Source organism: Streptomyces sp. NPDC090741, from assembly GCF_044769045.1.
Classification (GTDB): Bacteria; Actinomycetota; Actinomycetes; order Streptomycetales; family Streptomycetaceae; genus Streptomyces.
The window spans coordinates 23,913-47,194 of the sequence record NZ_JBIVXF010000003.1 but is presented as its reverse complement, the minus strand read 5'-3'; the positions used below and the strand labels follow the sequence as shown (position 1 = coordinate 47,194).

23 protein-coding genes are annotated in these 23,282 nt (G+C 72.2%); 4 read left to right on the top strand and 19 right to left on the bottom strand.

What is annotated here, in order from left to right:
* Positions 1 to 94: 94 nt before the first annotated feature.
* The 3 genes from ACIQU4_RS09845 to ACIQU4_RS09835 all read right to left on the bottom strand — a co-directional run bounded on the left by ACIQU4_RS09845 (position 95) and on the right by ACIQU4_RS09835 (position 2,648).
* Complete coding sequence (locus tag ACIQU4_RS09845) at positions 95 to 1,666, bottom strand: hypothetical protein (protein ID WP_403727833.1); 1,572 nt, start codon at positions 1,664 to 1,666, stop codon at positions 95 to 97.
* Positions 1,667 to 1,712: 46 nt separating this feature from the next.
* Positions 1,713 to 2,093, bottom strand: a complete 381-nt coding sequence (locus tag ACIQU4_RS09840; RefSeq protein WP_403727832.1) for a PPOX class F420-dependent oxidoreductase — start codon at positions 2,091 to 2,093, stop codon at positions 1,713 to 1,715.
* Between the two features lie 303 nt (positions 2,094 to 2,396).
* Positions 2,397 to 2,648, bottom strand: coding sequence for a helix-turn-helix domain-containing protein (locus tag ACIQU4_RS09835; protein WP_030155225.1), 252 nt, complete (start codon positions 2,646 to 2,648; stop codon positions 2,397 to 2,399).
* Positions 2,649 to 2,712: 64 nt separating this feature from the next.
* On the opposite strand from ACIQU4_RS09835, the gene map reads away from it, so the two are divergent.
* Positions 2,713 to 3,480, top strand: a complete 768-nt coding sequence (gene map, locus ACIQU4_RS09830) for a type I methionyl aminopeptidase (RefSeq protein ID WP_403727830.1) — start codon at positions 2,713 to 2,715, stop codon at positions 3,478 to 3,480.
* A gap of 20 nt (positions 3,481 to 3,500) precedes the next feature.
* On the opposite strand, the gene ggt is transcribed toward map, so the two are convergent.
* The gene (ggt, locus tag ACIQU4_RS09825; RefSeq protein ID WP_403727828.1) at positions 3,501 to 5,297 is read right to left on the bottom strand and encodes a gamma-glutamyltransferase; all 1,797 of its coding nucleotides are present in this window, start codon (positions 5,295 to 5,297) and stop codon (positions 3,501 to 3,503) included.
* A 102-nt stretch (positions 5,298 to 5,399) separates the two neighbouring features.
* On the opposite strand from ggt, the gene ACIQU4_RS09820 reads away from it, so the two are divergent.
* Positions 5,400 to 6,125 carry a hypothetical protein gene (locus tag ACIQU4_RS09820; protein ID WP_403727826.1) on the top strand — a complete coding sequence of 242 codons (726 nt, stop codon included), beginning with the start codon at positions 5,400 to 5,402 and terminating at the stop codon, positions 6,123 to 6,125.
* Here ACIQU4_RS09820 and ACIQU4_RS09815 read toward each other — a convergent pair.
* Genes ACIQU4_RS09815 through ACIQU4_RS09790 form a run of 6 tightly spaced genes read right to left on the bottom strand, consistent with a single transcriptional unit; the run spans position 6,085 to position 12,846 of the window.
* A complete protein-coding gene (locus tag ACIQU4_RS09815) occupies positions 6,085 to 7,356 on the bottom strand; it encodes a cytochrome P450 (RefSeq protein ID WP_403727824.1) in 1,272 nt (423 codons plus the stop codon). The two genes, ACIQU4_RS09820 and ACIQU4_RS09815, sit on opposite strands and share 41 nt — an antisense overlap.
* Before the next feature lie 43 nt (positions 7,357 to 7,399).
* Positions 7,400 to 7,912 carry a hypothetical protein gene (locus ACIQU4_RS09810; protein ID WP_403727822.1) on the bottom strand — a complete coding sequence of 171 codons (513 nt, stop codon included), beginning with the start codon at positions 7,910 to 7,912 and terminating at the stop codon, positions 7,400 to 7,402.
* Entirely contained in the window at positions 7,909 to 9,351 is a 1,443-nt protein-coding gene (locus tag ACIQU4_RS09805) for an ATP-binding protein (protein WP_403727820.1), read from the bottom strand. Before ACIQU4_RS09805 ends, ACIQU4_RS09810 begins: the two co-directional genes overlap by 4 nt.
* Positions 9,348 to 10,031, bottom strand: a complete 684-nt coding sequence (locus tag ACIQU4_RS09800) for a response regulator (protein WP_403727818.1) — start codon at positions 10,029 to 10,031, stop codon at positions 9,348 to 9,350. Before ACIQU4_RS09800 ends, ACIQU4_RS09805 begins: the two co-directional genes overlap by 4 nt.
* A gap of 38 nt (positions 10,032 to 10,069) precedes the next feature.
* A complete protein-coding gene (gene murJ / locus ACIQU4_RS09795) occupies positions 10,070 to 11,749 on the bottom strand; it encodes a murein biosynthesis integral membrane protein MurJ (RefSeq protein WP_403727816.1) in 1,680 nt (559 codons plus the stop codon).
* The gene (locus ACIQU4_RS09790; protein WP_403727814.1) at positions 11,746 to 12,846 is read right to left on the bottom strand and encodes a lipid II:glycine glycyltransferase FemX; all 1,101 of its coding nucleotides are present in this window, start codon (positions 12,844 to 12,846) and stop codon (positions 11,746 to 11,748) included. Before ACIQU4_RS09790 ends, murJ begins: the two co-directional genes overlap by 4 nt.
* Positions 12,847 to 13,132: 286 nt before the next feature.
* On the opposite strand from ACIQU4_RS09790, the gene ACIQU4_RS09785 reads away from it, so the two are divergent.
* Positions 13,133 to 14,362, top strand: a complete 1,230-nt coding sequence (locus ACIQU4_RS09785; RefSeq protein ID WP_403727812.1) for an Ig-like domain-containing protein — start codon at positions 13,133 to 13,135, stop codon at positions 14,360 to 14,362.
* Between the two features lie 121 nt (positions 14,363 to 14,483).
* Positions 14,484 to 16,082, top strand: a complete 1,599-nt coding sequence (locus ACIQU4_RS09780) for a CocE/NonD family hydrolase (RefSeq protein ID WP_403727810.1) — start codon at positions 14,484 to 14,486, stop codon at positions 16,080 to 16,082.
* Between the two features lie 36 nt (positions 16,083 to 16,118).
* On the opposite strand, the gene ACIQU4_RS09775 is transcribed toward ACIQU4_RS09780, so the two are convergent.
* From ACIQU4_RS09775 to ACIQU4_RS09735, 9 genes are all read right to left on the bottom strand, one after another.
* Positions 16,119 to 17,003: an amino acid ABC transporter permease gene (locus ACIQU4_RS09775; protein ID WP_403727808.1), complete on the bottom strand. Its 885-nt coding sequence runs from the start codon at positions 17,001 to 17,003 to the stop codon at positions 16,119 to 16,121.
* Positions 17,000 to 17,644: an amino acid ABC transporter permease gene (locus ACIQU4_RS09770; protein WP_403727806.1), complete on the bottom strand. Its 645-nt coding sequence runs from the start codon at positions 17,642 to 17,644 to the stop codon at positions 17,000 to 17,002. Before ACIQU4_RS09770 ends, ACIQU4_RS09775 begins: the two co-directional genes overlap by 4 nt.
* 17 nt (positions 17,645 to 17,661) lie before the next feature.
* A complete protein-coding gene (locus ACIQU4_RS09765) occupies positions 17,662 to 18,600 on the bottom strand; it encodes a glutamate ABC transporter substrate-binding protein (RefSeq protein WP_403727804.1) in 939 nt (312 codons plus the stop codon).
* 11 nt (positions 18,601 to 18,611) lie between these two features.
* Positions 18,612 to 19,355 carry an amino acid ABC transporter ATP-binding protein gene (locus ACIQU4_RS09760; RefSeq protein WP_134070034.1) on the bottom strand — a complete coding sequence of 248 codons (744 nt, stop codon included), beginning with the start codon at positions 19,353 to 19,355 and terminating at the stop codon, positions 18,612 to 18,614.
* Between the two features lie 107 nt (positions 19,356 to 19,462).
* Positions 19,463 to 19,903, bottom strand: a complete 441-nt coding sequence (locus tag ACIQU4_RS09755) for a DUF6278 family protein (protein ID WP_030155256.1) — start codon at positions 19,901 to 19,903, stop codon at positions 19,463 to 19,465.
* Positions 19,904 to 19,968: 65 nt separating this feature from the next.
* Positions 19,969 to 20,754: an exodeoxyribonuclease III gene (locus tag ACIQU4_RS09750; protein ID WP_403727802.1), complete on the bottom strand. Its 786-nt coding sequence runs from the start codon at positions 20,752 to 20,754 to the stop codon at positions 19,969 to 19,971.
* Between the two features lie 30 nt (positions 20,755 to 20,784).
* Positions 20,785 to 21,417 carry an MBL fold metallo-hydrolase gene (locus tag ACIQU4_RS09745; RefSeq protein ID WP_403727800.1) on the bottom strand — a complete coding sequence of 211 codons (633 nt, stop codon included), beginning with the start codon at positions 21,415 to 21,417 and terminating at the stop codon, positions 20,785 to 20,787.
* 18 nt (positions 21,418 to 21,435) lie between these two features.
* A complete protein-coding gene (locus ACIQU4_RS09740) occupies positions 21,436 to 22,008 on the bottom strand; it encodes a hypothetical protein (RefSeq protein ID WP_403727799.1) in 573 nt (190 codons plus the stop codon).
* A gap of 11 nt (positions 22,009 to 22,019) precedes the next feature.
* Positions 22,020 to 23,279: an ROK family glucokinase gene (locus tag ACIQU4_RS09735; protein ID WP_403727797.1), complete on the bottom strand. Its 1,260-nt coding sequence runs from the start codon at positions 23,277 to 23,279 to the stop codon at positions 22,020 to 22,022.
* Positions 23,280 to 23,282 lie beyond the last annotated feature (3 nt).

Here is a 23,282-nt window from a genome sequence, read left to right as displayed (position 1 = left end):
GAGTAGAACGTAGGCCGCGTCACACCGCGGGGCAAGACCGCCGTGCGCGCTTGGGTGAGTCGATCAAGTAATGACAACGGATGGTCGAATCCGCTCAATGGACGGGCGGTTTCGCAACCCGCAGGGCGTGTACGAGGTCACGGTGGTGCGTGCCGGAGAGGGCCTCGGCGGCCCTGAGCAGCCGGGGGGCGAACCACTGCGGATCACGGCGGGCCAGGCGGACCGCCTCCTCGGCGGTGCGGACCTTGACGAAGGCGCCGAGCAGGGCGTCGGCCTCGCGGGTCCGGCCGTCCCCGGCCAGGGCCAGGGCGGCGTCGGCGATCTCGGCGGCGGGGCGGCCCGCGCCCTGGCGCAGCAGGGCCTCGCAGTCGGCGTGCCGGCCGGCTTCGCCGAGGGCTGCGGCCGCTGCGGCGAGCCGCTCGGGCGGGAGCGAGGCCGCCTCCCAGAGCAGCGTGGCCCAGTCCGCCACGAGCCCGGCCCGGACCAGCTCGTCGGCGAACCCGGGCAGCCACACGGCGGGCCACGCGGCGGCCTCGCACAGCAGCGCGTGGGCCTCCCCGCCCCGCTCCTGGGCCCGCAGCCCCAGCAACTCCCCGATCACCGCGGCGATCCCGCCGGGACGCGGCCCGTACGCCGCGGGCGCGCCGGCCTGTGCGTCCCACCCGGGGGCGGCGGGCCGGCTCTCCGGCTCCGCCGGGGCGAAGTGCTCCGGCTCCGGTGGGGTGAAGCGGGGGCGGCCGATCGTTCCGGAGCGGGACCGGTGGGGAGCGGGGGGCTCGGCTGCGGGGTGAGGCCCGGGCTCGGGGTCGAGCACGGGGTCGGGCTCGGAGTGGGCGAAGCGGGCGCCGCGGGGTGCGGCGGCGGCCTCGGCCGGGTGGCCGGGCGGTGGCGTGAAGGATGCGGGGGCCGGGGCCGGGGCGCCCGCGTACCGGGCCCCGCCGGCCCGCCGCGCCCCGCGCAGCCACCGGCCCTCGGCCCGTCCGACGGGCGGCTCCGGCCGCGCCTCCCCCGCCTGCCGCTGCCGCGGCACCTCGGACACCGGCCCGTCCTCCCCCACCCCGGCCCACGCCCCGGCCGGCGGTTCGGCCCCGGCGGGAGCGGGGCCGCCGGACCACCCCGGCTCGGCCGGGGCGGGGTCCGGGCGGGACGACGCGGGGTGGGCCGGGGCCTCCAGGGCCCTGAGGCGGGACATGAGGTCTTCGTGGCGGGAGGCGGCCCTGGCCGTGTCGTCCTGGATCCAGGCCAGTTCCCGGGTCAGGGTTTCCGCCTCCTCCGGGTCCGGAGCCGCGGCCAGGCGGGCCGTCAGGGTGCGGGTCGCCGCCTCCGAGACGGAGCGCTGGTCGGCGGCCGCCGCCAGCAGGGTCCGCAGTTCCTCCGCGCCGCCCGGCAGCCTGTCCCACACGGCGACCGCCGCGGTCCGCAGCCGGGCCGCGTACTCCCGCTCCCGCGCCGCGAGCCCGGCGCCCCTGATCCCCGCGAGGTCGCCGAGCAGCGACTCCACGATGTCCCACGGCGGCATCGCGGCTCCGTCCAGGCAGGCCCGCAGGCCCTGCGGATCCCGGCGCAGGAACTCCCCGTACCACCCCGTCCCCGGATCGAGTCTCTGCATCAACCCGCGTAAGTAGCCCGAGAGTTGACCGATCGCCTGCGAAGTCGCGGTCTCCATGCCCCGCATTGCATCTCACCGGTGTTACGGGCGGGCTACGGGAGTCTCAAAGCTTGACGGCGATCGCGGTGTGCGGGCGCTTCCCGCGCCGGACCAGCGCTGCCGGCACGTCCACGGCCCAGAACTGCCACGTGTACTTCCGCGACATCAGCTTCCGCACCCGCGTCAGCCCCGCCTCGTCCAGCAGCCGCGCCTCGCCCTCCAGCTCGGCCGCCCCCTCCGCGACCCGCCCCCGCACGTCGCAGGCACGGACCGTGACCCGCCCGTTGTTGCGGATCCGCTTCACCTTCCAGGAGTCGCTGCGCGTCCACACGTACAGCTCGCCCCCGTCGGCCACGGCCCACACCGGCGTCGCGACGGGCGTGCCGTCCTTGCGGAACGTCGTGAAGCTGACGTACTTGCCCTGGTTCAGCTCGTCGAGAGTCATCCCCGGAGCCTACGACGGCCCCCGGGGCGCGGCAGGCCGCGGATCGGGATCCCCGGCGGACGCCCGGCCCTCCGGCGCCGGGCACGCGGCAAGCAGCAGACCGGCCGCCAGCAGGGCGCCGAGGAGTGCGAAACCGAGTCGTTGGGAAGCGTTCGAGGTCGACACGCCTTCACGCTTGCCCCGCTCCCGCCCGCCCCCACCGCCGATTGGGCCGTTCGGCCCGCCGGCCCCGCCCGAAAGAAACCGCAGGTCCGCGCCCCCGGCATGAGTTCGGGCGGCCCCGACGGAGCGTCAGACCGAGCCTCAGGCCGGCACGAACGCGCAGCGGCGCAGCACATCGTCGAGGGACAGCCCGAGCGCCTCGGCGAGGGCGGCCACGGTGAAGAAGGCCGGGGTCGGCGCGCGGCCGGTCTCGATCTTGCGGAGGGTTTCGGCGGACAGCCCGGCGCTCGCCGCGACCTCGACCATGCTGCGGACACCGCGGGCCTCGCGCAGCAACGCGCCGAGGCGCTCGCCGCGCTCGCGCTCTTCGGGGGTGAGAGGGGTACGGACCATGGCCTCATCCTACCGCCTCCTCCAATAACTATCCCGTTAAAGTTATACCGGTATAGTTATTGGCATGGTGGAACTGAAGACAGAAGAGTCGATCAACGCAATGCGCGCCCCGGGCCGGGTCGTCGCCCACGCCCTGGCCGCCGCACGGCAGGCGGCGCGGGTCGGGGTGTCCCTGCTGGACCTGGACGGGGCGGCCCGCGCGGTACTGGCCGAGGCCGGCGCGAGCTCGCCGTTCCTCGGCTACCGGCCGCACTTCGCGCCGGTGCCCTTCCCCGGGGTGATCTGCGCCTCGGTCAACGACGCGATCGTGCACGGCATCCCCGACGGCTACCGGCTCCGCGACGGGGACCTGGTCAGCATCGACTGCGGGGCGAAGCTGGGCGGCTGGGTCGGGGACGCGGCGATCAGCTTCACCGTCGGCCGGCCCCGCCCCGCCGACCTGCGGCTGATCGAGACCGCCGAGGCGGCCCTCGCGGCCGGCATCGCCGCCGCGCGCCCGGGCAACCGGATCGGCGACATCGCGTACGCCGTCGGCACGGTCTGCCGCTCCGCCGGGTACGGGATCATGGAGGACTTCGGCGGCCACGGCGTGGGCCGCAGCATGCACGAGGACCCGGGCGTGCCCAACGAGGGCCGGCCGGGACGCGGCATGCAGCTGCGCCCCGGCATGGTCATCGCGATCGAGCCGATGCTGATCGCCGGCGGCGGGGACGACTACCGGTGCGACGCGGACGGCTGGACCCTGCGGACCGTCGACGGCAGCCGCGCCGCGCACACGGAGCACACGGTCGCGATCACCGCCGACGGCCCGAGGATCCTCACCGCCCTCTGAACCTCACCGGCGCGCGGTCCCTACGGTTTCCCGTACGGGTGGACCACCATCGCCGAGCCCCCGCCCCGCCGGGTCGTCTCGGCCGCGGCCAGCCAGCGCCCGTCCGGGAGCCGCTGGACCCCGGTCGCCGCGCCGATCTCCGGGTTCTGCCGGAAGCCCTGGCCCAGCGCCTCCAGCTCAGCACGCAGCGGGCTGTTCCACAGCCCCGGCTCCAGCTCGGTGGTGGTCTGGTTGCGCTGGCTGGCCCGCGGCGCCGCGATGGCGTCGACCAGTGGCAGGCCCCGGTCCAGGTGCCCGATCAGGGTCTGCAGGACGGTGGTGATGATGGTGGCGCCGCCCGGGGAACCCACCGCGAGCACCGGCCGCCCGTGCTCCAGCACGATGGTCGGGGACATGGACGAGCGCGGCCGCTTGCCGGGGCCGGGCAGGTTCGGGTCCGGGACCCCGGGGGCCGCCGGAGCGAAGGAGAAGTCGGTCAGCTCGTTGTTGAGGAGGAACCCGCGGCCCGGGACGGTGATCGCGCTGCCGCCGGTGGACTCGATGGTCAGGGTGTACGAGACGACGTTGCCCCAGCGGTCGGCGACCGTCAGGTGCGTGGTGTTCTCCCCCTCGTACGTGGTCGGGGCGGCCGGGCCGGAGCCGCCGCAGGCCGCCGGGTGGCGCGGATCGCCGGGGGCCAGCGGGCTGGTCAGCGTACGGTCCGGGGCGATCAGGCAGCCGCGCGAGTCGGCGAAGCGCTGCGAGAGCAGTTCCCGCGTCGGCACGTTCTCGGCGGCCGGGTCGCCGACCCAGCGGCCTCGGTCGGCGAAGGAGATCCGCGAGGCCTCGATGAACCGGTGCAGGTACTGGGTCTCGGACAGCTTCGACAGGTCGGTGCGCTCAAGGATGTTGAGCGCCTCGCCGACGGTGGTGCCGCCCGAGGAGGACGGCGCCATGCTGTACACGTCGAGGCCCCGGTAGCCCACCTGCGTCGGGGCCTGCCGCTTGGTCCCGTACGCGCGCAGGTCGCCGGTGGTCAGGTCGCCGGAGCGGACGATCCGGGTGGCGGCCGGGTCCACGGGGGGTTTGCGGACGGCCCGGACGATGTCCTCGCCGATCGGGCCCCGGTAGAGCGCGCCGGTGCCCTTGCGGCCCAACTCGGCGTACGTGGCCGCCAGGTCGGGGTTCTTGAAGGCGGAGCCGACCACCGGGAGGTCCCCGCCCGGCAGGAACAGCTTCGCGGTGTCGGGGAAGTCCTTGAAGCGGTCCCGGTTGAGCTCGGTCTGGGCCCGGAACGTCGTATCGACGGTGAACCCGTCGCGCGCCAGTTTCTCGGCGGGCTTCAGGAGTTGTCCGAGCGACCGGGTGCCCCAGGCGTCCAGGGCGCTCTTCCAGGTGGCCGGGGTGCCGGGGACGCCGACGCTGCGGCCGCTGGTCTGGCCCTGCTCGAAGGGGATGGGGACGCCGTTCTCCTGGAACAGGCCCGCCGTCGCCGTCGCGGGCGCGGTCTCGCGGCCGTCGATGGTCTGCACCCGGCGGGACCCGGCGTCGTAGTAGACGAAGTAGCCGCCTCCGCCGATGCCGGCCGAGTACGGCTCGGTCACCCCGAGCGCGGCGGCCGTCGCGACGGCGGCGTCCACGGCGTTGCCGCCGGAGCGCAGGACCGCGATGCCGGCGGCCGAGGCGTCGGCGTCGACGCTCGCGACGGCACCGCCGTACCCGGCGGCGACGGGCACCTTGGGCGGTGCGGCGGCGGTGGGCGGGGCGGCGGCCCCGGTGGAGACGAGCGCCCCGGCGAGGGCGACGAGCGCTAACGGACGAACGGCGGGACGACGCATCCCGAACCTCCCAGTCGACGGCCGGTCAGAGCCAGGTCCCGCACTGTAACTTCACCGCACCCCCCACGTCAGGAGCGCGCGGGGACGGCTACCATCCGCCGCATGAACGATGACGTGCGCAACATCGTGCTCGGGCTGATAGCCACCGCCCTCAGCGGCGGGTTCGGCTGGTTCGCCCGGACCTATCTGTGGCGCCGTAACCTGCGCCGCAAGCAGGTGTTCTTCGGGCTGCCGACCGGCTCGGACTGTCTGTTCGTGGTCAACCGGCAGATGGGCGGCAAGGAATCGTCGGTGCACCGCAACGACGCCTTCGCGCTGCTGGAGATCTCCGCCCTGATCAAGGACTGCGGAGCGAACGTCCAGATCGTCACGCACGACGAGGCGCGTCAGGGATTCGGCGAGCGGGCCGAGTTCTGCGTCGGCGGCCCCGCCTCCAACACCCGTACGGTCGCGCACCTGGCCTCCATGCTGCCGGGGGTGCGGGTCAACATGGACAGCCAGGAGCACGAGGACCGGGGCGCGATCCAGGTGGGCGGCGAGGCCTACCGCTGGGTCAGGGACCGGGTGGAGTTCGTACTGCTGGCCCGGCTCGCGGGCGGGGAGGGCGGCCGGCCGGTCTTCCTTCTGTCCGGGCAGACCGCGGTCAGCAACCAGGCCGCGGCCCGCTATCTGGCCCGCAACCACAAGCAGCTGGCCCGGAAGTACGGCGCGGACGCCTTCTGCCTGATCCTGAAGGTGGTCAACTCACAGGCCTACGGTCCCGATGTGACCGAACTGGCGGCCGACGTCACCCGGGCCGCCCTGACACCCGCAGCGGCAGTCGCGTGATCCCGTTGATGAAGTTCGACACCAGCCGCCGCGGCTCGCCCGCGAGTTCGGGGGCCGGCATGGCCGCGCGCCACTCCTCGTAGAGCACGCCCAGCTGGAGCCGGGCGAAGTGGGCGCCGAGGCAGACGTGCGGTCCGTCGCCGAAGGAGACGTGCGGGTTGGGCGTCCGGCCGAGGTCGAGGCGCCCGGGGTCGGTGAAGACGCGCTCGTCGTGGTTGGCGGAGGCGTGGAAGACCACCACCTTGTCCCCGGCGCGGATCGGCTGCCCGGCGAGCTCGGTGTCGACGGCGGCGGTGCGGCGGAAGCTGAGCACCGGCGGGTGGACGCGCAGCAGTTCGTCCACCGCGGTGTGCACCGGGACCCGGCCGTCGCCGAGCTGCCGGTACGCGTCCGGGTCGCCGGCCAGGGCCAGCAGGCCGCCGGGGGCTGCGCTGCGTACGGTGTCGTTGCCCGCGACGGTGAGCAGGAAGAAGAACATCTCCAGCTCGGCCGGGTCCAGCCCGGCCTCGGCGAGCGCGGTCATCACGTCGTCGCCGGGGTGCGCGCGCTTGTGGGCGGCCAGTTCCCGGGCGTACGAGAACATCTCGCCGAGCAGGGCCGGGGAGCGCGGGTCGAGGGGCTTGCCGTCGGGGCCGAGCCGGGGCGCGGGCGCGTCCTCGGGATCCTGGTAGCCGATGACCCGTACGGTCCACTCCAGCAGCAGGCCCCGGTCTGCGGCCGGAACGCCCAGCAGGTCGGTCAGGTTGAGCAGGGCGTACTCGTCGGTGACCGTGCGGACCAGGTCGGCGGCGCCGTCCTCGGCGCCGTCCCGGGCGGCGGCCAGCAGCGTACGGGCGCGCTCGCGGACCCGGCCGGCGAAGGCGTCGACGCGGGCGGGGGTGAAGGCGCGGGAGACCAGCCGGCGCAGCCGCCCGTGGTCGCCCGCACCGCGCCGCGGGTCCTGGTTGAGCATGGTGCGCCGCAGGAACGGCAGGTCGGCCGGGTCGGGATCGCGGATCTGGGTGGCGCCGAGCCAGGAGGAGTACGTGGCGTGGTCGCGCAGCACCCGGACCACGTCGGCGTGCCGGGTGACCGCCCAAAATCCGGGGCCGGCGGGCCAGCCGGCGATCTCCGGCTCCTCCTGCCAGGCCACCGGGTGATGCTCGCGCAGCAGCCGGTAGCTCGCGTACGGGATCCCGGCGCCGTAGATCCGGGGGTCGAACACGTCGGGCACGTACGCGGCGGGGTCCATGGGGCCACGGTGGCGGGCGCACCGGCTCCGCCGCAAGGGGAGGTCAGCTGCCGAGGTCGCAGCGGGCGGGGCCGATGTCGGCGTCCGGGCCGAGCAGGACCACCTGGTACTCCGGGTTGACGGAGGCCACCGTGCACACCAGCTGCCGGCGGGCCGTCTCGGAGAGGGTGGAGACCTTGAACGGCACGCCGACCCCGATGGTGTCGGCCGAGATCATGGTCGTCCCGGCGCTGGCGCCCTGTTTCTTGATGTCCAGCACGGGCAGCCGGGTCTCCAGGCCCGCGGCCCTCTGCGCTTCGGTGGGGCCGACGAGCAGCCGTATGAGGAGCGAAGTCTCCGACACGGAGGGCTGCTCCCTGTCGGGTATGGGGAAGAGCCGCCCGTCGGACGCCACGAGGTACACCGTCCCCTTGGTCCCGGGCCCGGGCACGATCACCTTCGCGGCGGCTCCGCTCTCGATGACCCCGGTGGGCTTGATCCCGCAGCCGTTGAGCAGCAGTGCGCCCGGCAGCAGGGCCGCCACGGCGGCCGCGGCCGTCCGGATCCGCCGGGTCACGCGTCGGCCTCCAGGGGCATGTCGAGCGTGAACACCGCTCCCCTGGCGGGGCCGTTCGCGGCGTGCAGGGTGCCGCCGTGCAGCCGGACGTTCTCCAGGGTGATGGCGAGGCCGAGGCCGCTGCCCGCGGAGCGGGTACGGGCGGCGTCGGCCTTGAAGAACCGGTCGAAGATGTGCGGCAGCACCTCGGGGGCGATGCCGGGCCCGCTGTCGGCGACTTCGATCAGCAGCCGCGTGCCGTCGGGCCGCTCCCCCGTGCGCACGCCGACGCGGACCGGGGCGCCTCCGTGCTTGAGGGCGTTGCCGACGAGGTTGGCGAGGACCACGTCGAAGCGGCGCGGGTCGAGCCGGGCGCGGACCTGCCACGGCAGGTCCATGACCACCCGCTCGTCGTCCCAGTGGCGGCGCTCGATGGTCTTGCGCACGGCCTCGGCCACGTCCACGTCGTCGAGGTTGAGTTCGGCCGCGCGGGCGTCGAAGCGGGAGATCTCCATGAGGTCCTCGACGAGGACGGCGAGCTTGCCGGTCTCGGCGCTGACCAGCCGCAGGGCGGAGGCCGTGTCGGGGTCGAGGCGTTCGGCCTCCTCGTCCAGGACCTCGGTGACGGCGAGCATCCCGGCCAGCGGGGTACGCAGTTCGTGGGAGACGTCGGAGGCGAAGCGGCGGGCCCGGACCTCGGCCTCCCGCAGTTCGTCCACCGACTGTTCGAGGGCGACGGCCGTCTCGTTGAAGGTGCGGGCGAGTCCGGCGAGCTCGTCGGAGCCGCGGACCTCGATCCGCGTGTCGAGGCGGCCGCTGCCGAGCCGCTGGGCGGCCAGGCGCATGTCGCGTACGGGGCGCAGCACGCTGCGCGCGGCGAGCAGGGCGGGGATGACGGCGATGGCGAGGCCGGGGACGGCGCCGCGCTTGGCGGCTTCGACCATGGCCTCGACCGTCTTCCCCTCGGGGGCCAGGCGCATCGTCGCGAAGAGGACCAGGCCGGTGGGTTCCCGGACGTCGTTGTGGAGCCAGACGGCCGACATGCCGACGGCGAGGTACGGGGTCCCCGAGGGGTCCGTCACCCGTTGGAAGGCGGCGTGCGGATGGGCCGTCAGCTGGCGTCGGAGCTCCTCGGTGACCACGGTGGAGGTGGGCGCACTGGTGCTGGAGGCCCGCAGGGTGCCGTACTCGCCGAAGACGTTCCAGGGGTTCGGCTTGCCCCTCTTCCCCAGGTCGGTGACGATGCGCTGGAGCTGCGCCTGGTCCAGCGGCAGATCGAGGGGGAGGTTCTCGACCTGGTCGCGCAGGGTGCTGACCGCGGTGTCCTGGCTCTGCTTGAGGACGGCCGTGCGGGCCTGCTGGTAGGTCAGCGTGGCCGTGGTCACCGCGCTGATCGCGGCGACCAGCAGGAAGGCCGCGATCAGCCGGGTGCGCAGCCCGAGCGGCGCGATGCGCCTCACAGCGGGCCGAAGCGGTAGCCGAAGCCGCGCACGGTCTGGATGTAGCGGGGGCTGGCGTCGGGGTCCTCGACCTTGGTGCGCAGACGGCGTACGCAGGCGTCCACGAGCCGCGCGTCGGCGTGGTAGCTGTGGTCCCAGACGTACTCCAGGAGCTGCTGGCGGGAGAAGACCTGCTCGGGCGAGGCGGACAGGTGCAGCAGGAGTTTGATCTCGCTGGGGGCGAGGGGGACGCGCTCGCCGTTCTTGGCGACGGTCAGTCCGGCCCGGTCGATGGCGAGCTCGCCGTGGAACTCGACCTCGGGGCGGCTGCCCGCCGGGGCGCCGAGGCGGCGCAGCACGGCCTTGATGCGGGCCTCGATGACCTCGGTGCGGGCGGGTTTGACGATGTAGTCGTCGGCGCCGGCTTCGAGGCCGACGACTATGTCGAAGTCGTCGCCGCGGGCGGTCAGCATGATGATCGGGAGCTGGCTGGTCTCGCGGATGCGGCGGCAGACCTGCACGCCGTTCATCCCGGGCAGCATGAGGTCGAGCAGGACCAGCTCCGGGAGGAAGGTCCCCATCAGCGCGAGGCCCGCCTCGCCGGTTTCGGCGGCGCTCACCTCGTGGCCGCGTCGGCGCAGGCCGAGAGCCACTCCTTCGCGGATGGACGGGTCGTCCTCGATCAGCAGTACGCGTGGCATCGGGTCATTGTCCAAGTGGTTCGGGGCTTCATCTCCCGCTAACGGCCGGTCTTGCGCCGCAGGGAGTCCAGCAGGTCGGTGATTTCGGTGAGGCCGAGCGGCTTGGCGAGCAGGACGACGACGAGCGCGAGCGCCGCGGTTCCCGCGCCGACGGCGGCGAAGTCGCCGAGGCCGCCGGCGGCCCGGGCGGCCGCGTAGGCGGCGGCGGCCCCGGGCAGGCAGGCGGCCAGCAGCCGCAGGTGGGTGCGGACCGCGGTGGCGCGGCGCTGCGTACGGGTCCCCGTGCGCGGGCCGAGCCGCCGCGCGAGGGTGTACGCGGTCACCGCGAGGCCCGCGAACAGGGCGACGGAGTAGGCGCCGGCCATGCCGGTGACCGCCCAGCGCGGGGGCAGCAGCAAGTAGGCGGCGGCCGACAGCCCGGCGTTCAGGGCGGCGATGACCAGGTTCAGGAAGAAGGGGGTCCGGGTGTCGGAGAGGGCGTAGAAGGCGCGCGAGAGGACGTACTGGCCGGAGAAGGCGATCAGGCCGGGCGCGAAGGCCATGAGCATGCCCGCCATGACCGCGGTGTCGGCGGCGCCGGTGCGCCCGTACCCGAAGACGCTGCCCATCACCCAGGGGGCGAGCGCGGCGAAGAGCGCGGCGGCGGGCACGACGAGGGCGGCGCTGGAGCGCAGCGCGTACGACACGTCCCGGCGGAGCGCGCCGAGGTCGCCGTCGGCGGCGGCCAGGCTCATCCGGGGCATCAGGGCGGTCACGAGGGAGACGGTGATGATGCCCTGCGGGACGATCCACAGCTGGTAGGCGTTGCTGTAGGCGGTGTACCCGGCGCCGCCCGCGAGCCCGGCTTCCACGGCCCGGTGCCCGGTGGCGGTGGAGAGCCGGGTGACGACCCAGTAGCCGATCTGGTTGGTGAAGACGAGCATGACCAGCCAGCCCGCGTTGCGCAGCGGGCGGGCCAGGCCCTGGCCGCGCCAGTCGAAGCGGGGGCGCCAGCGGAAGCGGGCGGCGCGCAGCGACGGGACCAGCGCGAGGGCCTGGATGACGATGCCGGCGGTGGTGCCGAGGCCCAGGAGGCGGGTCTCGCCGGCCGTCAGGCCGTCCGGCGCGCCGTGGGAGAGGTACAGGAAGAGCCCGAAGACGCCGATGATCACGATGTTGTTGAGGACGGGGGTCCACATCATCGCGCCGAACCGGCCGCGGGCGTTCAGCACCTGGCCGAGCAGGGTGAACAGCCCGTAGAAGAGGATCTGCGGCAGGCAGTACCGGGCCAGCGCCACAGTGGTGCTCGCCTGGCCGCCGGTGTACGGGGTGTACGCGGAGACGATCAGCGGCGCGGCCAGCACGGCGACGGCCGTCAGCGCGACGAGCGCCGCGGTGCAGGCGGTGAGCAGCCGGTCGGTGTAGGCGGCCCCGCCGTCCTGGTGCTCCTTCGCGGCGCGGACCAGCTCGGGGACGAAGACCGCGTTGAGCGCGCCGCCGATGAGCAGCATGTACAGGATGTTCGGGACGGTGTTGGAGACGGCGTAGCTGTCGCCGAGCAGCCCGGTGCCGAGCGCGGCGACGACGACGGCGGAGCGGACGAATCCGGTGGCGCGGGAGACGATCGAGCCGGCCGCCATGAGGGCGCCGCTGCGCAGCACCGAGCTCTTGCCCGGTGCCGCGTCGGCGGCGCCTTCGGCGGAGGGGCCGGTGGCCGGTCTGGTGTCGGTGGTGGTCACCGGCGGGCCAGGTAGGCCTGGAATGCCTTGTGGAGCGCCGTGTTGGCGTATCCGTCCATGGGGGTCTCCCACTCGCCGAGCGTTTCGACGACCTGCCCGCCGGTGCCGAGCTTCCAGCGCAGCAGCCCGAAAGAACGTTCGTCGGGGTCAAGGGTGGAGGGTACCCCGCGCATGTCGTATTCGTCGGCTCCGAGGTCGTGGGCGTCGCACATCATCCGCCACTGGAGCGCGTTGCTGGGGCGGACCTCGCGGCGGTGGTCGGCGGAGGCGCCGGTCTGGTACCAGACCCGGTTCCCGGCCACGATCATGGTGTGTGCGGCGAGGATCTCGCCCTGGTGAACGCCCAGGTAGAGGCGCATCCGGCCGGGCGCCTCGGCGTTGAGGACCTCGTACTGCTGCTCGTAGTAGGCGAGCGAGCGGCCGAGCCGGAAGCCGTCGCGCTCCTCGGTGATGCGCAGCAGCCGGTAGAACTCGGGCAGGTCGGCGGCGGTGCCGAGGACGGTCTGTACGCCTGCCTTCTCGGCCTTGCGGACGTTGCGCCGCCATTCCTGGTTGAGGCCGGACCACAGCTCGTCGCGGGAGCGGCCGGCGAGCGGTACGCGGAAGACGTGGCGGGGCTGGGCGTCGCCGTCGTCCTCACCGCCGCAGCGCTTCCAGCCGCGGGTGCGCAGCCGGTCGGCGAGGGCGGCGCCGACCGGGTCGACCTCGGTGGCGAGCACGTCGGAGATCTGCCGGCCCGCTCCGGTGGCGGACTTGACGGCGGCGGCGTCCCAGCGCCGGTAGGCGGGCGTGGGCCCCATGCGGACGGCGAAGGCGCCGGCCGCGCGCAGATGCCGCTTGAGGGGGTCCAGCCACCGGTCGATCTGCGGGTCGGACCAGTCGGCGACCGGGCCTTCGGGGAGGTACGCGAAGTATTTGCGGGTCCCGGGGAATTGGCGGTAGAGGACCAGCCCGGCACCGGCTATTTGCCCGTCGGGGTAGTGCCATCCGACCCTTTCCGAGCGCCAAAGGTCCTTTACCTCGGCCCAGGACGGGTACTGGAGAAAGCTCGCGTTCCGGTTCCGCGAAAGGAAACCCTGGTATTCCGGTACGGACATCGGACGCACACTCAGCTCCCGCTCCGGGGACTGGTGTCGCTGGGCAGGGGTCACGAGCAGTGCGCACACGGTGAATCGGCCTTCCTGTACGTCCGGGGATGCGGGACACACAGGACTCTCACAGGGGTCCGTGACCGACGTGCGCGGCGATTGTGACCGGACGATGACCGTTTCGCTGCGGTCCACGTCACAACCGAAAGTCCGATCTTTTCGGCGGATTGCGCAACCTAAAGTCGTGCCGTCCGCATCTCCATTTGCGAACGATCATTACTTGGAGGGGTTTTCGTTGAGCCGCACACGCCGTACCGCACGCAGTCGCCACGCCATGCTGGCCGGGACCGCACTCATGGCCGCCGCGCTGACCGCCTGCGGCGGCTCGGGCGGAAGCGGGAGCGCGGGCGCTTCCGGCACTGCGGACGCGAAGAAGAAGCCGGACATGGCGATATCCGTGAACCTCACGGGCGATCAGGCCAAGCCCGGCGAGCCGGTGAAGGTGACCCTCGCCGAGGGGAAGCTGGCCCAGGTCAAGGTGTCCGACGGCAAGGGCGGCGAACTGCCCGGGAAGATAGCCGACGACGGCAAGACGTGGACCTCCGAGCGCAACGCCTCGCCGGGCACGGACTACAGGATCGAGGCGCAGAACACCGACAGCCAGAGCGCGAACGCCCAGTTCAAGACGGTCGCCGCGGACAAGGTGAACAAGGTCACGATCAACCCGGGCAAGGCCAACCCGGTGGTGGGCATCGCCCAGCCGGTCTCGATCGTCTTCGACAACCCGGTGAAGAACAAGGCCGAGGTCGAGAAGCACCTGAAGGTCACCACCTCGAACAACACCGAGGGCTCCTGGGGCTGGTTCAAGGACTACACCGGCAACGACCGGGTGGACTGGCGGCCGAAGGAGTACTGGAAGTCCGGCACCGACGTGAAGGTCGAGATGAACCTCAACGGGGTGGACTCGGGCCAGGGTGGCGGGATGTTCGTCAAGGACTACAACACCGAGTTCAAGATCGGCAAGGACCGCCGGCTCCAGGTGAACCTCGACACGCGCAAGATGACGGTGACCGAGGACGGCGAGACCGTGAAGACGATCCCGGTCTCGGCGGGCACGCCCGGCGGCCAGAAGGCCTCCTGGTCCGGGAAGATGGTGCTGATGACCAAGGAGGGCACCATCCGGATGGACTCCCAGACGGTGGGCCTGGGCGACTCCTACGACAAGATGGTCGACTACTCGATGCGGGTGACCTGGTCGGGCATGTACATCCACGCCGCGCCGTGGAACACGGGCAACTTCGGCCGCGCCAACTCCAGTTCCGGCTGCGTGGGCATGAGCGACTCCGACGCGAAGGCGCTGTTCGCCGAGGCCCAGGTGGGCGACCTGGTCGAGGTCACCGGCGACGGCTCCAAGGGCAAGGCCGACATCGGCAACGGCTACGGCGAGTGGAACCTGTCCTGGGACGAGTGGAAGGCCAAGAGCGCCCTGGCGGGCGGCGCGGGCGCCACGCCCCAGAACGGCTGATCCGCGCACTTGACACTCGTTCAATCGTTACCACCGCGTAACTTACCGGCGGGTTACCTCCGGTAAGCCCCTCGCACTACCGTCGGGTCACTTTGACACCGGCGCACGCGAGGAGCGATCGATGGTCCGCACCGCCCGCACCACCAGAACCGCCGCCGCCGTGGCGGCCGTACTGGCGGCAACCGCCCTGGGCCTGGCCCCCCACCAGGCCCAGGCGGCACCCGCCCCCGCCGCGGCGCCGGCTCCGTCGGCCTCGTCCGGCCTCCGCTTCCACGACATCCCCGGCTCCGGAGGCATCACCCTCAAGGGCAACGTCTTCGCCCCGGCCGACGCGCAGACCGGCCGCAAGTACCCGCTCATCGTGCTGCCCACCAGCTGGGGCATGCCGCAGATCGAATACGTCGCGCAGGCCGAGAAGCTCGCCGACGACGGCTACGTCGTCGTCAGCTACACCTCCCGCGGCTTCTGGCTCTCCGGCGGCCAGATCGAGGTGGCCGGCCCGCCCGACACCGCCGACGTCTCCGCCGTCATCGACTGGGCGCTGGCCAACACCCCCGCCGACGCCGGCCACATCGGCCTGGGCGGGGTCTCGTACGGCGCGGGCATCAGCCTGCTGGCCTCGGCGCACGACCCCCGGATCAAAGCCGTCGTCGCGCTCAGCGGCTGGGCCGACATCATCGAGTCGATCTACTCCGGCCGCACCCAGCACCTCCAGGCCGCCGCGATGCTCGGCGGCGCCGGCTACCTCACCGGCCGCCCGGGCCCCGAACTCCAGCAGATCCTCGGCGACTTCCTGGGCTCCCGGCTGGACCGGGAGCCGCAGATGATCGAGTGGGGCAAGAAGCGCTCGGCCGCGGAGCAGATCGACGGGATCAACGCCAACGGCGCCGCGATCATGCTGGGCAACGCCTGGGGCGACACCATCTTCCCGCCCAACCAGTACGCGGCCTTCTTCGAGAAGCTGACCGGCCCCAAGCGCCTGGAGTTCCGGCCCGGCGACCACGCCACCGCCGAGGGCACCGGCCTGCTCGGGCTGCCCAACGACACCTGGACCAACGCCCACCGCTGGTTCGACCGCTACCTCAAGGGCGAGCGCAACGGCGTGGACACCGAGGCCCCGGTGCAGATCAAGTCCCGCAGCAACGACGGCTACGAGGGCTACGCCAACTGGAAGGCGGTCGGCTCCGCGGGCACCGAGACGCTCCCCCTCTCCGACAGCGAGCACCTCTTCGCGGGCGTCGACTCGGGCGCCGACGGCGGCGTCATCTTCCTCTCCAGCATCCTGGACCAGTTCGTCAAGGCGCCCCCGACCGCCTCCGTCCCGCTCCTCCCCCGCGCCTTCGCCGCCGTCTGGCAGTCCCCGCGCCACGACGCGGAGCGCCGCATCCGCGGCACGGTGAAGCTGCACACCACCGTCACCCCCACCGCCTCGGACGGCACGTTCGTCGCGTACCTCTACGACGTCGGCCCGCTCGGCATCGGCAAGCTGGTGAGCAACGCCCCGTACACCTTCCACGGCAAGCCCCGGGGCCGGTCCTTCGGCGTGGACCTGGAGCTGTTCTCCACCGCCTACGACGTGCCCGAGGGCCACCGGCTCGCCCTCGTGATCGACACCGTCGACCCCCTCTACATCGAGCACAACCCCACCGGCGCACAGCTGACCTTCTCCTCACCGCGCACCGATCCCTCGTACGTCTCGGTGCCGCTGCGCGAGCAGTGATCTGCGGCTGCTGCCGGGCGGGGCGGCTCTTCGGAGCTACCGTGGAGTGCCCGGCAGCACCGTTCCGGGATCGGCCTCGACGACCTCGACGGCCTCGGTCTTCAGACTGCGCCGCTCGAACCGCGCCACCCAGCCGGCGAACCAGGAGAGCAGCATGCACATCCCGATGTAGATCGGGGAGATGATCATCACGACGGGGATGAACGGCAGGTCGTAGTCGAGGTTCGAGGCGATCAGCTTGCCCGCGTGCAGGAACTCCTCGTACGTGATCAGGTAGCCGAGCGAGGTGTCCTTCAGGGCCACCACCAGCTGGCTGATGATGGCGGGCAGCATCGCCCGGAGCGCCTGCGGGGCGAGCACGAACGTCATCACCTGGGTCTTGCGCATGCCGAGCGCGTACGCCGCCTCGCGCTGGCCGCGGTCGACGGAGTTGATGCCCGTGCGGAAGACCTCGGCGAGCACCGAGCCGTTGTACAGGGTCAGCCCCGCCACCAGCGCCGGCAGCGGCTGGACCTTCAGCGCGACGAAGATGAAGAAGATCATCACCAGCACCGGCATGGCCCGGAAGAACTCCACGCACAAGGTGGCCGCCCAGTGCACCGGCCGGTGCACGGAGAGCCGCCCGGCCGCGAGCACCGCGCCGAGGACGAACGAGAACACCGAGGCGTACAGGAAGGCCTTGAGGGTGTTCCCCAGCCCCTTGAGCAGCAGTTCCTGGATGCCCTTGTACGTGAAGGGGCTCCACTTGGCGGCGGTGAACTGGTCGGTGTCGAAGAGGAGGTAGAGGATCCAGGCGAGCAGTCCGAGGATCACCACCGTGGAGGCGAGACCGTAGAGGAAGTGCCGGCGCCGGGTCCGCGGGCCGGGCAGGTCGTAGAGGGCGGTGGACTCCATGTCCCCGTGGAGCGCGTGCGCGGTCATCGGGTGATCCCCCAGCGCTTCTCCAGCACGTTGAAGAGCGCGCTGATGGACAAGGTGATGATCAGGTAGCCGACGGCGATCCAGACGAAGGTCCAGACGATGTTGTAGCCCAGCTCGCTGAGGGTCTTGTACGTGCCCAGCAGCTCGGTGACGCTGAAGGCGCCGGCGATCGCCGAGTTCTTGGCGAGGGCGATCAGCGTGGAGCCGATGGGCGGGATGACGCTGCGGAAGGCCTGCGGCAGCACCACCGAGCCCAGGCTCTGGGTGAAGCTCATGCCGAGGCTCCGGGAGGCCTCGCCCTGGCCCTTGGGCACGGTGTTGATGCCCGAGCGCAGTACCTCGCAGATGAAGGCCGAGGTGTAGCAGCCCAGCGCGAGGACCGCGAACACCTGGAAGGGCAGGACCAGCCCGAACCGTGGCAGGCCCAGCAGCACGGCGAAGAAGAGCAGGGTGAGCGGGGTGTTGCGGAGCACGGTGACCCAGACCGTGCCGAAGACCCGGAAGGAGCCGACGGGCGCCACGCGGAAGGAGGCCATGACGAAGCCGAGGGCCAGGGCGAGGATCGAGGCGTAGACCGTGAGTTCGACGGTCCCGAGGAAACCCTTCCAGTAGAGCGAGAAGTTCTGCGTGAGTACGTCCATGGTGGTGGGCTCTCCCCTCAGCTCGCCGGGTAGCGGTCGATGGCGGGCGGCTTCGGGGCGGGTACGCCGGACAGGCCGAGCGTGGCCTCGTACGCCTTCTTCCAGTTCCCGTTCTTCTCCTGCTCCTGAAGGACGTCGTCGAGGGCGAAGCGCAGGGCGTCGTCGCTGCGCGGTACGCCGATGCCGTAGGGCTCCTTGGAGAAGGGCGTGCCGACGACCTTGAGCTCTTCGGGGACCTTGGCCGCGTAGCCGAGGAGGATGGAGTCGTCGGTGGAGACGGCGTCGACCTGGTAGGTCAGGAGGTTGTCCACGCAGACCGAGTAGGTGTCGTACGCGACCAGGACCGCCTGCGGGTAGTCCCGCTGGAGCCGCTGGTAGGGGGTGGATCCGGCGGCGGAGCAGACCTTCTTGCCGGCGAGGTCGCCGGGCCCCTTGATCTCCTTCTCGTTCTTGCGCACGAGCAGGGACTGGCCCGCCATGAAGTACGGGCCGGCGAACCCGACCTGCTTCTTGCGGTTGTCGTTGATCGTGTAGGTGCCGACGTAGTAGTCGATCTGGCCGTTCTGGAGGGCCGTCTCGCGGTTGGCGGAGGCGATCGTCTTGAACTCGGTCGTCTTGGGGTCGAAGCCGAGCGAGGCCGCCATCATCTTGGCGATCTCGACGTCGAAACCGGAGTAGCGGCCGCTCGCGGGGTCCTTCTCGCCCAGGTACGGCTGGTCCTCCTTGACGCCGACCACGAGGTGGCCGCGCCGCTTGGCGCGCTCCCAGGTACGGGACTGCGGCAGTTCGAAGCCGGTCGCGACCTTGTACACCGGCAGGTCCTCGGGCTGCGGGCCCTTGACCGGAGGGCTGCCCTCCTTGCCGCAGCCGGCGAGCAGGGCCAGCAGGGCGGCGGCGAGCAGGAGCGGCAGGAGAAGGAGGCGGGCGCGCGGGCGCGCGCCGTGGGTGCGTTTCATCGGCCCGCCCCTCAGTGCTTGAGGATCTTGGAGAGGAAGTCCCTGGCCCGCTCGCTCTCCGGGGCGGTGAAGAACTCCTCCGGTGTGCGGTCCTCGACGATCCTGCCGTCGGCCATGAACACGACGCGGTTGGCGGCGGACCGGGCGAAGCCCATCTCGTGCGTGACCACGACCATGGTCATGCCGTCGGCGGCGAGCTGGCGCATGACCTCCAGCACCTCGTTGATCATCTCCGGGTCGAGGGCCGAGGTGGGCTCGTCGAAGAGGAGGGCCTTTGGGTTCATGGCGAGGGCCCGGGCGATCGCGACGCGCTGCTGCTGGCCGCCGGAGAGCTGCGCCGGGTACTTCGGGGCCTGGTCGGCGAGGCCCACGCGGCCGAGCAGCTCGCGGGAGCGCTTGTCGGCCTCGTCCCTCTTTCGCTTCCTGACCTTGACCTGCGCGAGCGAGACGTTGGCGAGGACGGTCTTGTGCGCGAAGAGGTTGAAGGACTGGAAGACCATGCCCACGTCGGCACGGAGGGCGGCCAGCTCCTTTCCCTCGTCGGGCAGCGGCTTGCCGTCGAGCAGGATCGTGCCCGACTCGATGGTCTCCAGGCGGTTGATGGTCCGGCACAGGGTCGACTTCCCGGAACCGGACGGGCCGATGACCACCACCACCTCCCCGCGGCCGACGGTGAGGTTGATGTCCTGGAGGACGTGCAACGCCCCGTAGTGCTTGTTGACGTCCCGCAGCTCGATCAACGGATCGACGGCCATGCGCTGCCCTGCCCACCTGTCGGAGTGTCGAGGTCAGCGCAAACTATCCAGCGGCGGAAGGGCACTTCCGCTCGACACGCCTAAAGGCGACATAAAGCTCAATCGGGTCAGCCTTCGGAGGCTTCGGCGTACGCCTGGGAGAGTTCCGGTGAGCCGGTCATCGCCCAGGACACCCCCGACTCCACCACGTTCAGCTCGCGGCCCGAGGCCAGGCGGATCACCGGCTGGCCGTTGGGCCAGACCTGCCAGGCGGCGCCCAGCTTGGTCCGGATGATCACCGTGCCGAGGTAGAAGCCCGCGTCGTTGCCGAGCCAGGGCACGACCTCGGGGTCCCGGCGCCAGCGGGGCATCAGCTGGTCGAGCGCCTCCAACGAGGCCGGGCTCTCGTCGAGTTCCAGCCCGGCCGCGCGCGCCTGGACGCGCAGCATCTCGCATTCCGAGAACAACTCGTTGACGCCCTCGGGGTCGTCCGCGAGGGCGGCGGCGAGCCCCGCACCCCGTTCCGTTTCGTGCCGGTTCAGCCAGTTGTCCAGGAAGGGGATGTTCATACCGCCCAGCCTGGCACCAGGATCCCGCGCTGGCCACAGGGCGCGCGGGATCCGCCGGACGCCCCCTACGCGTCCGGCGTCAGGTCCACGACCACCGGCGCGTGGTCCGACGCGCCCTTGCCCTTGCGCTCCTCGCGGTCGACGTAGGCGTCGGTCACGGCCTTGGTGAAGGGCTCGTTCCCGTAGACCAGGTCGATGCGCATGCCCCGGTTCTTGGGGAAGGCGAGCTGGCGGTAGTCCCAGTACGTGTACGGCCGGTCGTACTTGAGCGGGCGCGGCAGCACATCGGAGAGCCCCGCGGCACGCAGTGCCTCCAGGGCGGCGCGCTCGGCGGGGGTCACGTGGGTCAGGCCCGCGAAGACCGCCGGGTCGTACACGTCCTCGTCGGTCGGGGCCACGTTGTAGTCACCGAGCACCGCGAACGGACGCGGGCCGGCCGCGTCTTCGGCGACGGCGGTGGTCAGCGCGCGGAACCAGTCCAGCTTGTACCCGTAGTGGTCGTGCTCGACCTCGCGCCCGTTCGGCACGTACACCGACCACAGGCGCACCCCGCCGCAGGTGGCGGAGATCGCCCGGGGCTCCTCGACACCCTCGTAGCCGGGCCCGCCGGGCAGGCCCTTGACCACGTCCTCCAGGCCGACCTTGGAGATCAGGGCCACCCCGTTCCACCTGCCGGTGGCGTTGACGGCCGACTCGTAGCCCAGCTCGCGCAGCTGCTCGCGCGGGAACTGCTCCTCGGAGCACTTGGTCTCCTGGATGCACACCACATCGGCGGCGGAGCTCTCCAGCCAGGCCAGCAGACGGGGCAGCCGGGCGGTGATCGAGTTGACGTTGAACGTGGCGATACGCATGCCGTCCAACCTACCGCCCGGCACCGACAGTCACAGTTGCGCGGCGTCCCCGGCGGCGAGCCGCCCGTGGTCGGTGCCGCCCAGGGCCGCGAGGACGTTGTCGTAGATCGGCCGGGCGATGTCCGAGAGGTACGCGTCGTGGATGTCGATGGCCCGGCGCGGCTTGACCTCGCGCAGGTAGTCGATCACCTCGGCGATCTTGTTCCAGGGTGCGTGCACCGGGAGCATCAGGGTGTCCACGGGCACCTCGGGGACGGTCAGCGCGTCACCGGGGTGGAAGAGCGAACCCTCCACGAGGTAGCCGACATTGGTGACCCGCGGGATGTCCGGGTGGATCACGGCGTGCAGCTCGCCGTGGACCTGGACCTCGAAGCCGGCGGCGCTGAAGGCGTCCCCGTGGCCGACCGTGTGCACCCGGCCCGGATAGGCGGGGGCCAGTCGCTCCGCGACGCTGCGCAGCGTCCAGAGCGCGGCCGCCGGGTTGGCGTCGAGGGCGGCGCGCAGCCGGCCCTCGTCGAAGTGGTCGGGGTGCTCGTGGGTGACGAGCAGGGCATCCGCCCCGAGCCCCGCGTCGGGCTCGCTGAAGACGCCCGGGTCGATGACGAGCACGCGCCCGTCCTTCTCCAGTTGGACACAGGAGTGCAGCCGCTTGGTGAGCTTCATGATCCCAGGCTAGCGACGCTACGGGGTCGCAGTGGAGACCACGTAGACCCTCGGCTTGGCCGGGTCCGTGAGGTCGACCGTGACGTCCCGGGTGGGGCGCGGGTTCGGCAGCTCCAGGGTGGTGCCGTACCAGGCGTTGTTCGGGCCCCAGCTCCAGCCCGCGATCGCGGCGTCATGCGCCCCGACGGAGACCTCGCGGGTCAGCTCGGAGCGGCTGGTGCCGACGTCGGCCAGGAAGGCGTCCAGGTCGGCGGGGGTGACGGCGAACTGCACGTACAGGCGGCTGGTGCGCCAGTTGTTGGTCTCCAGGAACCCGACCCGCCAGGCCTTCGGAGGGATCGGCACCTCGTAGATGCTGCGCTGCACCTTGGAGGGCCAGCCGGGGCGCACCTTGGTCGCACCGACCTTGGCGGCCTTGTCGCGGCCACTCTCGCGGCTCTGCTGGGCGGATACGGCGAGGTAGCCCGCGGGCACGCCGACCAGCAGCAGGATGGTGATCGCGGTGATCCAGCGGCGCCGGACGACGTGCTTGCGGTCCTCCGCCGGGTGCGGCGTGCCGCCCTCGTCGGGGGCGGGCGCCTGGCGGGGCACGGAAGGCGGTGTCACTGCGTGTCCCCGTCCCCCAGGTCCGCGGGCTTCGTGTCCGCGGCCTCGGCCTCGGCGGCCTTGAGCCCGGCTGCCTTGAGCTCCGCTGTCTTGAGGTCCGCGGCCTTGCGCTCCGCGGTGGCCGGGGAGTCGAACAGGCCCCACTGCGCGTAGCGCTCGTACCGCTCGACGCGCCGGCGCGTGGCGCGGCGGAAGCGGCGGGCGACGAGCCGGGCCAGGTCGGCGGCCCCGACCATGCCGGCCTCGGGGCCGAGCTCGGCCTTGGCGATACGGGCCTCGGGACGGTAGCCGCGGCCGGTGAGGTGGCGCCGGAAGGCGTCCCGGGCCGGGCCGATCAGCAGGTCGTCGGCGGCGCTGACGCCGCCGCCGATGACGAAGCAGGAGGGGTCGAGGGCGGCGGCGAGGTTGGCGATGCCGACGCCGAGCCACTGGCCGATGTCCTCCAGGAGCTCGATGCACATGGCGTCGCCCTCGCGGGCCAGCTCGGTGATGAGCGGCCCGGTGATCTCCGAGACGTTGCCGCCGACCCGGGCGATGATGTCGTGCGCGACCGGGGAGTCGGCTGCCGCCAGCTCGCGGGCCTCGCGGACCAGGGCGTTGCCGGAGCTGTACTGCTCCCAGCAGCCGCGGTTGCCGCACGGGCAGCGGTGGCCGCCGGGGACGACCTGCATGTGGCCGAACTCGCCGGCGACCCCGAAGCGGCCGCGCTTGACCTGGCCGCCTTCGAGGATCGCGCCGCCGATGCCGGTGCCGAGCGTGATCATGACGAGGTGGTCCTCGCCGCGCCCGGCGCCGAAGCGCCATTCCGCCCAGGCGGCGGTGTTGGCGTCGTTGTCCACCATGACCGGGACCGCGAGGCGGGACTGGAGCGCGTCGCGCAGGGGCTCGTCGCGCCAGGCCAGGTGGGGTGCGAAGAGCACCCTGGAGCGGTCGGCGTCGACCCAGCCGGCCGCGCCGATGCCCACGGCGTGGACGTCGTGCCGGTCGGACAGGTCCAGCACCAGCTCGACGATGGTGTCCTCGACGACCTTGGGGCTCTTGGACTTGTCGGGGGTCTCGGTGCGGATCTTCTCCAGGATGACCCCGTCGGCGTCGACGACGCCGGCCATCACCTTGGTGCCGCCGATGTCGATGCCGACGGTCGGGACGCGCGGGGCGGTCAGGTGCGACCGGCGCTCACGGGTCCCGATGGTCCGCAGGACGGTGCCTCGCGCCGACCCCCGGTGGGTGAGCGTGAAGTCCCGGTACGTGCTCATCGA

What these genes read in the sequence shown, in the direction of transcription:
- ACIQU4_RS09845 (WP_403727833.1), bottom strand. Translation starts at nt 1,666, where the DNA reads ATGGAGACCGCGACTTCGCAGGCGATCGGTCAACTCTCGGGCTACTTA.
- ACIQU4_RS09840 (WP_403727832.1), bottom strand. Translation starts at nt 2,093, where the DNA reads ATGACTCTCGACGAGCTGAACCAGGGCAAGTACGTCAGCTTCACGACG.
- ACIQU4_RS09835 (WP_030155225.1), bottom strand. Translation starts at nt 2,648, where the DNA reads ATGGTCCGTACCCCTCTCACCCCCGAAGAGCGCGAGCGCGGCGAGCGC.
- map (WP_403727830.1), top strand. Translation starts at nt 2,713, where the DNA reads ATGGTGGAACTGAAGACAGAAGAGTCGATCAACGCAATGCGCGCCCCG.
- ggt (WP_403727828.1), bottom strand. Translation starts at nt 5,297, where the DNA reads ATGCGTCGTCCCGCCGTTCGTCCGTTAGCGCTCGTCGCCCTCGCCGGG.
- ACIQU4_RS09820 (WP_403727826.1), top strand. Translation starts at nt 5,400, where the DNA reads ATGAACGATGACGTGCGCAACATCGTGCTCGGGCTGATAGCCACCGCC.
- ACIQU4_RS09815 (WP_403727824.1), bottom strand. Translation starts at nt 7,356, where the DNA reads ATGGACCCCGCCGCGTACGTGCCCGACGTGTTCGACCCCCGGATCTAC.
- ACIQU4_RS09800 (WP_403727818.1), bottom strand. Translation starts at nt 10,031, where the DNA reads ATGCCACGCGTACTGCTGATCGAGGACGACCCGTCCATCCGCGAAGGA.
- ACIQU4_RS09790 (WP_403727814.1), bottom strand. Translation starts at nt 12,846, where the DNA reads ATGTCCGTACCGGAATACCAGGGTTTCCTTTCGCGGAACCGGAACGCG.
- ACIQU4_RS09780 (WP_403727810.1), top strand. Translation starts at nt 14,484, where the DNA reads ATGGTCCGCACCGCCCGCACCACCAGAACCGCCGCCGCCGTGGCGGCC.
- ACIQU4_RS09775 (WP_403727808.1), bottom strand. Translation starts at nt 17,003, where the DNA reads ATGACCGCGCACGCGCTCCACGGGGACATGGAGTCCACCGCCCTCTAC.
- ACIQU4_RS09770 (WP_403727806.1), bottom strand. Translation starts at nt 17,644, where the DNA reads ATGGACGTACTCACGCAGAACTTCTCGCTCTACTGGAAGGGTTTCCTC.
- ACIQU4_RS09765 (WP_403727804.1), bottom strand. Translation starts at nt 18,600, where the DNA reads ATGAAACGCACCCACGGCGCGCGCCCGCGCGCCCGCCTCCTTCTCCTG.
- ACIQU4_RS09760 (WP_134070034.1), bottom strand. Translation starts at nt 19,355, where the DNA reads ATGGCCGTCGATCCGTTGATCGAGCTGCGGGACGTCAACAAGCACTAC.
- ACIQU4_RS09755 (WP_030155256.1), bottom strand. Translation starts at nt 19,903, where the DNA reads ATGAACATCCCCTTCCTGGACAACTGGCTGAACCGGCACGAAACGGAA.
- ACIQU4_RS09750 (WP_403727802.1), bottom strand. Translation starts at nt 20,754, where the DNA reads ATGCGTATCGCCACGTTCAACGTCAACTCGATCACCGCCCGGCTGCCC.
- ACIQU4_RS09745 (WP_403727800.1), bottom strand. Translation starts at nt 21,417, where the DNA reads ATGAAGCTCACCAAGCGGCTGCACTCCTGTGTCCAACTGGAGAAGGAC.
- ACIQU4_RS09735 (WP_403727797.1), bottom strand. Translation starts at nt 23,279, where the DNA reads ATGAGCACGTACCGGGACTTCACGCTCACCCACCGGGGGTCGGCGCGA.